The sequence below is a fragment of the Microbacterium xerophyticum genome (assembly GCF_053543555.1).
Map to the genome: position 1 here is coordinate 424,212 of NZ_JBLVOB010000009.1, position 13,079 is coordinate 437,290.

10 protein-coding genes and 2 rRNA genes are annotated in these 13,079 nt (G+C 66.2%); 10 read left to right on the forward strand and 2 right to left on the reverse strand.

Annotated features, from left to right (window positions below; translation table 11 throughout):
* The 5 genes from ACNPNP_RS19995 to argH all read left to right on the forward strand — a co-directional run.
* The coding region (locus ACNPNP_RS19995) for an amino acid kinase family protein (RefSeq protein ID WP_448967779.1) at window positions 1-433 on the forward strand (433 nt) is incomplete at its 5' end.
* Window positions 430-1,647: an acetylornithine transaminase gene (locus ACNPNP_RS20000; protein WP_448967780.1), complete on the forward strand. Its 1,218-nt coding sequence runs from the start codon at window positions 430-432 to the stop codon at window positions 1,645-1,647. The genes ACNPNP_RS19995 and ACNPNP_RS20000, both read left to right, overlap by 4 nt.
* Window positions 1,644-2,567 (forward strand): ornithine carbamoyltransferase, encoded by a 924-nt coding sequence (gene argF, locus ACNPNP_RS20005; RefSeq protein ID WP_448967781.1) that lies wholly within the window; start codon window positions 1,644-1,646, stop codon window positions 2,565-2,567. Before ACNPNP_RS20000 ends, argF begins: the two co-directional genes overlap by 4 nt.
* A 4-nt stretch (window positions 2,568-2,571) precedes the next feature.
* The gene (locus ACNPNP_RS20010) at window positions 2,572-3,696 is read left to right on the forward strand and encodes a heparan-alpha-glucosaminide N-acetyltransferase domain-containing protein (protein ID WP_448967782.1); all 1,125 of its coding nucleotides are present in this window, start codon (window positions 2,572-2,574) and stop codon (window positions 3,694-3,696) included.
* Window positions 3,697-3,759: 63 nt separating this feature from the next.
* Window positions 3,760-5,190 carry an argininosuccinate lyase gene (gene argH, locus ACNPNP_RS20015; protein WP_448967783.1) on the forward strand — a complete coding sequence of 477 codons (1,431 nt, stop codon included), beginning with the start codon at window positions 3,760-3,762 and terminating at the stop codon, window positions 5,188-5,190.
* A 33-nt stretch (window positions 5,191-5,223) separates the two neighbouring features.
* On the opposite strand, the gene ACNPNP_RS20020 is transcribed toward argH, so the two are convergent.
* Complete coding sequence (locus tag ACNPNP_RS20020) at window positions 5,224-5,811, reverse strand: DUF1349 domain-containing protein (protein ID WP_448967784.1); 588 nt, start codon at window positions 5,809-5,811, stop codon at window positions 5,224-5,226.
* 92 nt (window positions 5,812-5,903) lie between these two features.
* Here ACNPNP_RS20020 and ACNPNP_RS20025 point away from each other — a divergent pair, with 92 nt between their 5' ends.
* From ACNPNP_RS20025 to ACNPNP_RS20035, 3 genes are read left to right on the forward strand one after another with little or no spacing between them, the layout of a single operon-like run.
* On the forward strand, window positions 5,904-7,067 hold the full coding sequence (locus ACNPNP_RS20025; protein WP_448967785.1) for an ATP-binding protein: 1,164 nt from the start codon (window positions 5,904-5,906) through the stop codon (window positions 7,065-7,067).
* Between the two features lie 36 nt (window positions 7,068-7,103).
* On the forward strand, window positions 7,104-8,405 hold the full coding sequence (gene tyrS, locus ACNPNP_RS20030; protein ID WP_448967786.1) for a tyrosine--tRNA ligase: 1,302 nt from the start codon (window positions 7,104-7,106) through the stop codon (window positions 8,403-8,405).
* Complete coding sequence (locus ACNPNP_RS20035; RefSeq protein WP_448967787.1) at window positions 8,405-9,214, forward strand: DUF4184 family protein; 810 nt, start codon at window positions 8,405-8,407, stop codon at window positions 9,212-9,214. The genes tyrS and ACNPNP_RS20035 overlap by 1 nt, the downstream gene beginning before the upstream one ends.
* Here ACNPNP_RS20035 and ACNPNP_RS20040 read toward each other — a convergent pair.
* Complete coding sequence (locus ACNPNP_RS20040) at window positions 9,162-10,388, reverse strand: CoA transferase (RefSeq protein ID WP_448967788.1); 1,227 nt, start codon at window positions 10,386-10,388, stop codon at window positions 9,162-9,164. The genes ACNPNP_RS20035 and ACNPNP_RS20040 overlap by 53 nt on opposite strands.
* A 583-nt stretch (window positions 10,389-10,971) precedes the next feature.
* Between ACNPNP_RS20040 and ACNPNP_RS20045 the strand changes: the two genes are divergently transcribed.
* Together ACNPNP_RS20045 and ACNPNP_RS20050 are read left to right on the forward strand one after the other, a co-directional pair.
* Window positions 10,972-12,495, forward strand: a 16S ribosomal RNA gene (locus tag ACNPNP_RS20045).
* 418 nt (window positions 12,496-12,913) lie between these two features.
* Window positions 12,914-13,079: ribosomal RNA gene (locus ACNPNP_RS20050) — 23S ribosomal RNA — on the forward strand; the annotation flags it as partial.

The window sequence follows — 13,079 nt, forward strand, 5'->3', positions numbered from 1 at the left end:
GGCCCACCCCACGGCCGTGCTCGATCACCTGGCAGCCGGACGCATCCCGGTGATCTCCAGCATCGCGCCAGACCTGGATCACCCAGGTCAGTCGCTCAACGTGAACGCGGATGCCGCGGCATCCGCCCTCGCCGTCGCGCTGAACGCCCGCAAACTCGTCGTCCTCACCGACGTGCCAGGGCTCTACGCCGACTGGCCCAACCGCGAGTCGCTCGTGTCGCACCTCACCTCGGCGCAGCTCACCGAGATGCTGCCGTCGCTGGAATCGGGGATGATCCCGAAGATGCGCGCGTGCCTCGACGCGGTCGAGGGCGGGGTGGATGCCGCGGCCATCATCGACGGGCGCGTGCCGCATTCGGTACTCGTCGAACTGTTCACCAGCAAGGGAATCGGAACTGAAGTGGTACTCGGAGAATCAGGGGTGACGGCATGACCGTCTGGCAGGAAGACGCAGCACGGGATCTGGTACTCAACGCGGGGGAGCGCTTCGCGCTGCTCACCCGTGGCGAGGGCTCGTACCTCTGGGACGACCAGGGTGCCCGCCACCTCGATTTCCTCGCCGGCATCGCCGTGACGTCGCTGGGCCACGCGCATCCCGTGTTCGTCGACGCCATCTCGAAGCAGGCTGCGACGCTCGCACACGTGTCGAACTACTTCGCCACGCCTCCGCAGCTCGAACTGGCGGCACGTCTGAAGCGCCTGGCCGGCGCCGGCATCGACGGCCGCGTGTACTTCTCCAACTCGGGAGCCGAGGCCAATGAAGCCGCCTTCAAGCTCGCCCGCCTGCACGGTGGTGCGGAGCGGCCGCGCATCATCGCGCTGGAGAACGCGTTCCACGGCCGGACCATGGGCTCCCTCGCCATCACGGCGAAGGCCGCGATGCGCGCACCCTTCGAGCCGATGCCCGGCGGCGTCGAGCACATCCCCGCCACCATCGAGGCGCTCGAGGCGGCACTGGACGACCGTGTGGCCGCGGTCTTCGTCGAGCCCATCCAGGGCGAGGCGGGCGTCGTCGAGCTTCCGGAGGGCTACCTCGCGGCGGCGCGCTCGCTCACGCTGAAGCACGGCGCGCTCCTGATCGTCGATGAGATCCAGACCGGCGCGGGGCGCACCGGCGCGTGGTTCGGTTTCAACCACGAGGGCATCACCCCGGATGCGATCACTCTCGCCAAGGGCATCGGCGGAGGCTTCCCGATCGGCGCGCTCGTCACGTTCGGTGCGGCGAGCTCACTGTTCACCCCCGGGTCGCACGGTTCGACGTTCGGCGGCAACCCGCTGGGCACGGCCGTCGCGAACGCCGTGCTCGGCGAGATCGAGAGTGCAGGCCTGGTGGACAACGCGGCCGCTCGCGGTGTGCAGTTGCGCACGGTGATCGAAGGCATCGGGTCGCCGCTCGTCAGCAGCGTCCGCGGACGCGGGCTGCTCATCGGCGTCGCTCTGACAGCTCCGGTCGCGGGCAAGGTCGTCGCCGCCGCGCAGAAGCGCGGTCTCATCGTGAACGCCGCGAACCCCGAGACGGTGCGCATCGCGCCCGCCCTCACCATCGGTGACATCGAGATCGAAGAATTCCAGACGCTGTTCGCCACCGCGCTCGCCGACGTGCGTGCCGAGCTCGCGGCATCCGAAACCGGGAAGGTAACCGCATGACCCGCCACCTGCTGCGCGACGACGATCTCACTCCGGCCGAACAGGCCGAGATCCTCGACCTCGCCGTCGAGTTGAAGAAGGACCGCTGGGCCGACAAGTCGCTCGCGGGCCCCCAGACCGTCGCGGTGATCTTCGACAAGTCATCCACCCGCACCCGGGTCTCGTTCGCCGTGGGAATCGCGGATCTCGGCGGCTCGCCGCTGATCATCTCGACCGCGAACAGCCAGCTCGGCGGCAAGGAGACGCCTTCCGACACCGCGCGTGTGCTCGAGCGCCAGGTCGCCGCGATCGTCTGGCGCACGTACGCGCAGTCCGGTCTCGAGGAGATGGCCAGGGGCACCCGCGTGCCGGTGGTCAATGCGCTGTCGGATGACTTCCACCCGTGCCAGCTGCTCGCCGACCTGCTCACGATCCGTGAGCACAAGGGCGAGCTGAAGGGGCTCACGCTGACGTTCCTCGGCGACGCGCAGAGCAACATGGCGCATTCGTACGCTCTCGCGGGAGTCACCGCGGGCATGCACGTGCGCATGGCCTCACCGGAGTCCTACGCGCCGCGCGCCGACGTGATCGAAGCGGCCGACCGCCGTGCTGCGGAGACCGGTGGGTCCATCACCCTCTACACCGACCCGGTGGAAGCAGCGGCCGGCGCCGACGTCGTCGTCACGGACACCTGGGTGTCGATGGGCAAGGAAGAGGAGAAGATCGCGCGCATCCGCGACCTCGGCGGGTACAAGGTCACCGGCGAGACGATGAGCCTCGCGGACCCCGAAGCGATCTTCATCCACTGCCTGCCCGCCGACCGCGGGTACGAGGTCGACCCCGAGGTCATCGACGGGCCGCAGAGCGTCGTCTGGGACGAGGCGGAGAACCGTCTGCACGCCCAGAAGGCGCTTCTGGTCTGGCTGCTCCGCCAGAACTGACGCCATGTCGAGCAGGCGCACGCGTTCCCCGATCCGTTGGAAGGAACGCGTGCGCGGCAACTGGCGCCGTCTGAACGGGCCCTCACGCATCGCGGGCGTCGACCTCGCTCGCGGTCTCGCGGTGATCGGCATGTTCGCCGCGCACCTGCTGCTGACGGCCGATCGCTTCATCTGGACGGACCCGTCGACCTGGACGGCCGTCGTCGACGGACGATCGTCGATCCTGTTCGCCACCCTGGCCGGTGTATCGATCGGCCTCGTAACCGGCGGGCGCACCCCGTTCCCCGGCGCACGGATGACGTGGGCGCTGTGGCGGCTGGTGCTTCGCGCGCTGATGCTGCTGGTGCTCGGCATCCTCCTGATCCTCACCGGGGTCCCTGTCTTCGTCATCCTGCCCGCGTACGCGATCCTGTTCCTGCTCGCGCTGCCGTTCACGCGGCTCAGCGCACGGGTCGTGCTCTGGACGGCGGCGGCCATCGCCGTGATCATGCCGTTCGTGCAGCCCGCACTCGATGCGCTGCCGATCTGGGATGAGCCGTTCCGAGACGAGCTCGACGCCATGATCGGTTGGCACTACCCGTTCACAGTGTGGCTGGCCTTCGTGCTCGCGGGACTCGGCGTCGCGCGGGCGGGGGTGACGAGAACGGCCGTTCAGGTGCGGATGCTGGTCGGCGGAGCAGCGCTCGCAACGGGGGGATACGGACTCGCCGAGCTCACCGCGCCCGCGGGTGGCGCGTACTGGGACGACGTCTGGACGGCGGAACCGCATTCATCCGGTGTGCTCGAGGTCGTCGGGTCCGGAGGGTTCGCGATCGCCGTGCTGGCAGCATGCCTCCTGCTGTGCCGTATCGATGCGGTGCGGATGCTGACCCTGCCGGTGCGTGCCACCGGGGCGATGCCGCTCACCGCCTACACCGCACAGCTGCTGGTCTGGGCGGGTGTCATGCTGATCGCCTTCGGCGACACCACCGACTACTTCGGCTTCATCATGCTCGAGCCGTTCTGGCCGATGACGATCGGCACGCTCATCGGGTGCACGGCGTGGGCGCTGTTCCTCGGCCGCGGCCCGCTCGAATGGCTGCTCGAACGTGCGACGCGATCGGTCGGACAGGATGCTGCTGCGCGCTGAACGTCGCTCGCCATAAGGCAGTCGGCCGCTGGGCCCACTGGCGCGCGCCGCTAGGCTGGAACCATGAGCGACGCGAAGCACGACGGCACGAACGAGGGCGCACTCTGGGGTGCACGATTCGCAAGCGGACCTTCGCCCGAGCTCGCTGAACTCAGCCGATCCACGCACTTCGACTGGATCCTCGCGCCCTACGACATCGCCGGATCCCACGCGCACGCCAAAGCGCTCGCCGCTGCCGGTTACCTCGAGCCCGACGAGGAGCAGCAGATGCATGCCGGCCTCGACGCGATCGCACAGCGGGTCGCCGACGGGACTCTACTTCCTGCACCAGGGGACGAAGACGTGCACGGCGCGCTCGAGCAGGCGCTGATCGCCGAACTCGGACCCGAGCTCGGAGGGCGTCTGCGCGCCGGCCGCAGCCGCAACGACCAGATCGCGACGCTGGTGCGCATGTACCTGATCGACCACGCCAAGGTCATCGCCCGCGACATCCTGCGCGTGATCGACGCGCTCGTGGCACAGGCCGAGGCGCACCCTGAGGCCATCCTTCCCGGGCGCACCCACCTGCAGCACGCGCAGCCCGTCCTGCTCGCGCACCACCTTCAAGCGCACGCCTGGCCGCTCGTCCGCGAACTCGAGCGACTCGTCGACTGGCGGGTGCGCGCGGGCGTCTCGCCGTACGGCGGGGGAGCGCTCGCCGGATCCACGCTCGGCCTCGACCCCGAACTGGTCGCGCGCGAACTGGGGCTCGATCGTCCGGCGGAGAACTCCCTCGACGGCACCGCTGCGCGCGACGTCGTGGCCGAGTTCGCCTTCATCACCGCGATGACCGGTGTGGACGTATCCCGCTTCGCGGAAGAGATCATCCTCTGGAACACGCGCGAGTTCGGCTTCGTCACGCTTCACGACAGCTGGTCGACCGGCTCCAGCATCATGCCGCAGAAGAAGAACCCCGACATCGCCGAGCTCGCTCGAGGCAAGTCCGGCCGCCTGATCGGCAACCTGTCGGGGCTGTTGGCCACGCTCAAGGGCCTCCCGATCGCGTACAACCGCGACCTGCAGGAGGACAAGGAGCCGGTCTTCGATTCGGTGAACACCCTCGAGGTGCTGCTGCCGGCCTTCGCAGGGATGGTCGCGACCCTCACCTTCGACACCGCGCGGATGGCCGAGCTCGCGCCGCAGGGGTTCTCGCTCGCGACCGACGTCGCGGAGTGGCTCGTCAAGCGGCGTGTGCCGTTCCGCGACGCGCATGAGATCTCCGGCGCTCTCGTGAAGGCATGCGAAGCGCAGGGGATCGGACTCGAGGACGCATCGGACGAACTGCTCGCGCAGGTCTCACCGCACCTCACGCCAGAGGTGCGCGAGGTTCTGAGCATCGAGGGCTCGGTCGCGTCCCGCACGGGCGCCGGCGGCACCGCCCCCATCCGCGTCGCCGAGCAGCGGGCGGAACTGATCGCCCGCGCGCAGGGCGCCGCACACGCGCTCGGCCTCTGAGGCGGGCACCGACGCGCGTATCGACGCGACCGTCTAGTGCAGTGCCTCGTCAGCGGCGCCGCGCTCCCAGCGGGTGAACCTCACGACCAGGCTCGCGCTCGTCGGTGCAGCGAGGAACGGACCGGCTGAGGCGACGGCATCCCCGTCGAACGGTGCGACGCGCACCAGGCGCCATGCGCCGTCGTCGGCGCGCGCACGCACGATCAAGGCGTCAGCCCAGCGGCTCACCCGCACCGTGATCTCCGAGCCGTGCCAGTCATCGACGTACCCGACCGACCAGTCCGAGCGGATGTCGGTGACGACGGCGCCGAGTCCGAGATGACCGTCGGCGTACTCGAGGCCGGCCTTCATCCAGTGCTCGTCGTCCGTCTGGACGTACAGACCCGCCTGGTCGAACTGCCCTTCCCACGGTGCGCGGAACGAGACCTCCATCGCCTCACCGACCGCGAGCGGTGCCAGCAGGGCGTGCGCGTTCTCGTGCACGAACCCGTAGGCCGTGTGACGCCACGCGTCGCTGCCCTCCCGTGCGGTCACGTCGAGATGGCGATCGGAGTCACCGCTCTCGGATACGCTGCTGTCGGCAGGCGGAGTGGTCCACGTTCCCTCGGTCCAGTCGATCATGGTCGCCACGATATCGGTCGTTGACTGCACGCAGATACCACGAGATACTTGGCGCGAAGTATCTCTGAGTATCCCGCTCCGACGGAGGTCCGATGCAACCGAGTCCGTACACTCCTGGCGAGATCGCCCGCGCCGTCCCCGGACGAGGCGAGCTGATCGACGAGTTCACCGAGCGGCTGTCGCTGCTGGTCGACCTGCAGCGGCTGATCGGGCGCATCCATGTCGCATTCGGTGAGCGGGGCATCGGCAAGACGTCGCTGCTGCGCGCGTACCAGCGCCTCGCCGAGGAGCGCGACGTGCTCTGCATATGGGTGACGGCGGGGGAGCAGAGCGGACTGATCGCGCAGATCGTCGAAGGCATCCGCGAGGCGACGAACTCCTGGCCCCAGGCGACGGCCGCGTCGATCCGCGAGAACCTCGATGCGCTGACCGTCACGGTGGGAGTGCCGGGGATCGCATCAGTCAGCGCGAAGACCAAGACGCCGCCTCCTGAGACGGTCGGGGCACGAGCGCTCGAGAAGCTCGTCAGGGCGACCACCGATGATCGGCGGCGGGTGAAGGCGCTGATCCTGTTCATCGACGAGGTGCAATCGGCGGATGCCGACGGCATCCGCACGCTCGCATACGCATGGCAGCATCTGCAGGCCGAGGCATCCGACATCCCCGCCGCCGTCTATGCGGCCGGCCTCCCCAACGCACCGGAGCAGATCGCGGATGCCGTCACCTTCAGCGAGCGCTTCGCATACCGCCCGCTCGAGATGCTGTCGGTCGGCGCGCAGGTGGCGGCCCTGCGCGATCCGGCGTTCGAGCTGGACGTGACGTGGGAGCCGGACGCTCTCGAACTCGCGGCAGAGCTGGCCGCCGGCTACCCGTATGCAGTGCAGCTGTACGGAGACGCGGCGTGGGTCGCCGCAGGACGACCGGATGCCGGTGGCACGATCACGCAGCGTCATGTGAAGACCGCGCGCGCCAGCGTCGACAGGGACCTCCGCAACCTGTTCGCCGCACGCTGGGCGAACACCACGGCGAACCAGCGACGCTTCCTCGTCGCCGTAGCCTGGTTGCAGGAGAACGGCGACGCCGCAGATCGAGGCGATCTCGCCGACGTGCTCGACGTGTCCTCCCGCAGCCTGTCCTCGGTGCGCGCCCGCCTGATCGCGAAGGGTCTCATCCGCTCGGAAGGGCACGGGCGCGTCACGATACCGGTCCCCGGCTTCGCCGGTTACATCCGCGAGCTCGAGGACGATCCGCGCTGACGAGGCGGGCGCTGCCGCGCTGATAGCCTGGAGCGCGTGTCGAATCCTGCTCTGACGACTGCTGAACCCGCGATCGACCGCACGTTCGAGAACGTGTGGGACGAACTCGTGTGGCGCGGCCTCGTCCACGTGTCCACCGACCAGGAGGCGCTGCGCGCCCTTCTCGCCGGAGACCCGATCACGTATTACTGCGGATTCGACCCGACCGCTCCGAGTCTGCACCTCGGAAACCTCGTGCAACTGCTCACGATGCGCCGGATCCAGCTCGCCGGGCACAAGCCGCTCGGTCTGGTCGGCGGCTCCACCGGACTCATCGGTGACCCCCGACCCACGGCCGAGCGCACGCTGAACACGCCCGAGACCGTCGCCGAGTGGGTCGGCCGTCTGCGTGCGCAGGTCGAGCGCTACCTGAGCTTCGAGGGCGACAACGCCGCGCGCATGGTGAACAACCTCGACTGGACCGCGCCGATGTCGGCGATCGACTTCCTCCGCGAGATCGGCAAGCACTACCGCGTGGGCACGATGCTGAAGAAGGACGCCGTCGCCGCACGCCTGAACTCCGACGCCGGCATCAGCTACACCGAGTTCAGCTACCAGATCCTGCAGGGAATGGACTACCTCGAGCTCTACCGCCAGTACGACTGCGTGCTGCAGACCGGTGGAAGCGATCAGTGGGGCAACCTCACCAGCGGCACCGACCTCATCCACCGCGTCGAAGGCAAGTCGGCGCACGCGATCGGAACCCCGCTGATCACGAACAGCGACGGCACGAAGTTCGGCAAGAGCGAGGGCAACGCGATCTGGCTCGATGCCGAGATGTGCAGCCCGTACCGGATGTACCAGTTCTGGCTCGGCACGGCCGATGCCGACGTGATCGAGCGACTGAAGGTGTTCACGTTCCTCACGCGCGCCGAGATCGAGGAGTACGCGCAATTGGTGGAGACCGAGCCGTTCCGTCGTGCCGCGCAGAAGCGCCTGGCGCTCGAAGTCGTCGCGACCGTGCACGGGATCGAGGCGACGGCAGCGGTCATCGCGGCATCCGAGGCGCTCTTCGGCCAGGGCGATCTGACGGGGCTCGATGCGGCGACGCTGCGGTCCGCGCTCGAGGAGCTCCCGAACGCGACGGTCGCGGCCGGTGCACCGGTCGTCGACGCGCTCGTGGAGACCGGACTCGTCGCGAGTCTCTCCGAGGCGCGAAGGGCGATCGGGCAGGGCGGTGTCTCGCTCGACGGAGTACGCGTCGAGGACGACGCCGCGGTCATCGAGGGAAGTCTGCCCGGAGGGGTGTCGGTGCTGCGTCGCGGCAAGAAGACACTCGCCGGCGTCTTCATCGGCTGATGCCGTTCACGCCGAGTCACGCAGTACTCGCGCTGCCGTTCATCCGCACGCCGCTGGTCCCTGCGGCGATCGCGATCGGCGCGATGACACCTGACCTGCCGCTGTTCCTCCGCGGATTCGGCGTGAGCTACGCGTTCACGCACACCTACGCGAACGTTCTCTGGACGATGGTGCTCGCCTTCGGGCTGTTCCTCATCTGGCGCGTGGTGCTGCGCCCCGCGGCATCCGAGCTGTCGCCGTCGTGGCTGGCGCGCCGGCTCCCGAGCGACTGGAGCACTCCCGCCGCCGATGCCGCGAGCTCCGCTGTCGGGATCGGTCAGCGGAGGTCGTACATCCCGCTGCTCATCCTGTCGCTGCTGCTCGGCGTCGTCTCGCACATCGTGTGGGACGCCTTCACTCACGACGGCCGGATCGGGCTCGAGGTCATCCCCGCGCTGGGCGAGAAGTGGGGACCGCTGCCCGGGTTCAAGTGGCTGCAGCACGGCTCGAGCATCATCGGATTGGTCATCATCGGCATCTGGGCTCTGCTCCGGCTGCGGCGCAGCGTCGTGCACGATGCGCATGATCGACTGCTGCCGACGTGGATCCGCATCGTGTGGTGGCTCTCGCTGCCGGTGATCCTCGTCGGCGCGTGGACGATCGGCTACCTGATCCACGGCCCGTTCGCGCCCGGGTTCTCGGTGCAGCAGCTCGCCTACCTCGTGCTGCCTCCGGCGTGCGGGATCTGGGCGATGCTCACGCTCGGGCTGTGCGTGGTCATCGCCATCGTGGCCGGTCGGCGCCCCATGCGCGTGGTGCCGCGAAGCTGAACCCCGGCAGTGCGGGTGCCGCCGTCGCTATCGTGTGCCCGTCGAAGGTGAACTCCTGGCTGTGCAGGCTCAGATCGATCTCCCTCTCCGGCAGCGGTCGATCTCGGCGCGGCATTCCCAGCAGTTCGGCCGCGACGCGTCGAAGCGATGTCGAGAGATGCCAGGTTCCGCCCTCCCGTGCACGTATTGCGGGTACCTCGCAGATCGCGGCGGCGAGCAAGTAGCCGGCGCTGTGGTCCAGAGCCTGGGCGGGAAGCACTCCTGGACGCTCGCCGTCGGGGGATTCGATCATCGCGATCCCCGATTCCGCCTGTACGAGCGAGTCGAATCCTGCGCGGTCAGGGTGCTCGAGGCCCCAAGCGCTCAGTTGAGCGACGACCAGGCCGGGATGCCGTTCAGCGAGAGTGACGGGGGAGAGGCCGAGGCGTTCGAGCGCGGCGGGCCGGTAGCCCAGCACGACGACGTCCGCCTCCGTCAGCAGCGCGGACATCTGCGGCGAACGCGCATCCAGCAGCGCGCTGCGTTTTCCGTGGCCGGTGTCGAAGTGCTGCCACTCCGGTTCGGGGAGGTCCGGCGGATCCAGGCGAAGCACGTCGGCCCCGAGGAGGGCGAGCGTGCGGGTGCAGACCGGTCCGGCGATCACCCGTGTCAGATCGAGCACGCGGATGCCGCGCAGCGGGGCGGTCGGGTCGGGGAGGGCGGTCGCGCTCTCCGACCCGTGGGCCCCTATGCGGGTGATCTCGACCAGCGGCCGCCCGCGCAGCATCGCATCCTCGGCAGGATCCTCAGGATGCACCGCGACGGCGAGACCACCCGTACCGGTGATGCGCTCGACGGACTCCCGGACGGATGCCGCGGCGAACACCGCTCGCAGGTCGTCCGTGCTCACCTCAGCAGGAACATCCAGTGCACGGCGGAGGGCGCGTGCGTGGTGGGGGTAGTTGCCATGCGTGCGCAGCCAGCCGTCGGCAGCCCGCCAGAAACCGGAGTAGTGCGACCACACCTGAGGCGCTCGGCCGTCGACGCGCAGCACTCGATCGCTGCGATAGGCCGTCGCGATCCGGTCGGCGTCGGGATGCCGATCCAGGCCGACGCTGCGCAGCACCGCTTCGACACTCGCCACGGCGAGGGCCTCGGTCGCGAGACGGGAGGGGAGCGATGATGAGGCGTCCATATGGTCGAGATCGTACGCCCGGGCAGGTGGATCTCACAGAAAGTCGCGGTGACCAGGGCGGATGTTCTGCGGCGGTCCCGACGACACGCCCGGGATGGCGCCGAGATTTGCCGGGTCCCCGGATCCCACGTAAGTTATTACCTGTTCGCCCCACAGGGTTGAGCAAGGGCCAAGGCCCAGCTCCCCTCAAGCGGTTGAACACTCCCCCAACACAGAAGATCACCTCGGTGAGATGCTGTGCGGGGATGCTCTGTGGTTCCGCAGATCGCACCGAGTTCGCTCGGATCGCCGATTTGACAAACGGATGCCGCGGGGTAAGATTGAGAAGTTGCCCTTCGGGCCTGGTTGTGATGACTGGGTCGGGGGAGCGTCCGATCCTTGAGAACTCAACAGCGTGCACTTGTCAAATGCCAAATTATCCTCGTCCATTGACCTTTTGGTTGGTGGTTGAGAATTCCTTTGGATCAAAGACCAATCCTTTTTCGGAGGGGTTGGCATTTTAAATGAAGTCAGTTTGATTCATTTCTTTGGTCAGTTCAAACTCGCTGCGTCGACCTTATTCCGGTTGATGTGGTTTTTTTCTTTTACGGAGAGTTTGATCCTGGCTCAGGATGAACGCTGGCGGCGTGCTTAACACATGCAAGTCGAACGATGAAGCCCAGCTTGCTGGGTGGATTAGTGGCGAACGGGTGAGTAACACGTGAGCAACCTGCCCCTGACTCTGGGATAAGCGCTGGAAACGGCGTCTAATACTGGATACGAACAAGAATCGCATGGTTACTTGTTGGAAAGATTTTTCGGTTGGGGATGGGCTCGCGGCCTATCAGCTTGTTGGTGAGGTAATGGCTCACCAAGGCGTCGACGGGTAGCCGGCCTGAGAGGGTGACCGGCCACACTGGGACTGAGACACGGCCCAGACTCCTACGGGAGGCAGCAGTGGGGAATATTGCACAATGGGCGCAAGCCTGATGCAGCAACGCCGCGTGAGGGATGACGGCCTTCGGGTTGTAAACCTCTTTTAGCAGGGAAGAAGCGAGAGTGACGGTACCTGCAGAAAAAGCACCGGCTAACTACGTGCCAGCAGCCGCGGTAATACGTAGGGTGCAAGCGTTATCCGGAATTATTGGGCGTAAAGAGCTCGTAGGCGGTTTGTCGCGTCTGCTGTGAAATCTGGGGGCTCAACCCCCAGCCTGCAGTGGGTACGGGCAGACTAGAGTGCGGTAGGGGAGATTGGAATTCCTGGTGTAGCGGTGGAATGCGCAGATATCAGGAGGAACACCGATGGCGAAGGCAGATCTCTGGGCCGTAACTGACGCTGAGGAGCGAAAGGGTGGGGAGCAAACAGGCTTAGATACCCTGGTAGTCCACCCCGTAAACGTTGGGAACTAGTTGTGGGGTCCATTCCACGGATTCCGTGACGCAGCTAACGCATTAAGTTCCCCGCCTGGGGAGTACGGCCGCAAGGCTAAAACTCAAAGGAATTGACGGGGACCCGCACAAGCGGCGGAGCATGCGGATTAATTCGATGCAACGCGAAGAACCTTACCAAGGCTTGACATATACGAGAACGGGCCAGAAATGGTCAACTCTTTGGACACTCGTAAACAGGTGGTGCATGGTTGTCGTCAGCTCGTGTCGTGAGATGTTGGGTTAAGTCCCGCAACGAGCGCAACCCTCGTTCTATGTTGCCAGCACGTAATGGTGGGAACTCATGGGATACTGCCGGGGTCAACTCGGAGGAAGGTGGGGATGACGTCAAATCATCATGCCCCTTATGTCTTGGGCTTCACGCATGCTACAATGGCCGGTACAATGGGCTGCAATACCGTGAGGTGGAGCGAATCCCAAAAAGCCGGTCCCAGTTCGGATTGAGGTCTGCAACTCGACCTCATGAAGTCGGAGTCGCTAGTAATCGCAGATCAGCAACGCTGCGGTGAATACGTTCCCGGGTCTTGTACACACCGCCCGTCAAGTCATGAAAGTCGGTAACACCTGAAGCCGGTGGCCTAACCCCTCGGGGAGGGAGCTGTCGAAGGTGGGATCGGTAATTAGGACTAAGTCGTAACAAGGTAGCCGTACCGGAAGGTGCGGCTGGATCACCTCCTTTCTAAGGAGCAACTGCACATCTTCGGGTGTGACAGAGCCCAGATCAGAACATACGTTTCTGCTGGGAGCTCATGGGTGGAACATTAGACAAGGTGTCGGAGGAAGATTTCCTCTCTTAGTACATCGCCTTCGGGTGGTCGGAACGGGGTGGGGGTTGGTGCCGGCACATGCACGCTGTTGGGTCCTGAGGGACCGGAACCGATCGTTTGGTCGGGACTGACTCTCTGGACCTTTTCCTGTTTCCGGTTTTGGCTGGTTGTGGGGAGGGGTACCGCCCGTACTTTGAGAACTACACAGTGGACGCGAGCATCTTGCAGCTGATCTTCGGATCGGTTGCACAAGATGATCTTAAAGATCATTAGTCAATTTCAGACACACACCTTCGGGTGTGGGTCGAGTTTTGATTCAATCTCATGTGATTTCAAGTCTTTAAGAGCAAACGGTGGATGCCTTGGCATCTGGAGCCGAAGAAGGACGTAGCAATCTGCGATAAGCCTCGGGGAACTGATAAGCAAGTTTTGATCCGAGGGTGTCCGAATGGGGAAACCCCGCTGGGCGGCGTGCCGACCTAGTGACTCCCGCCTG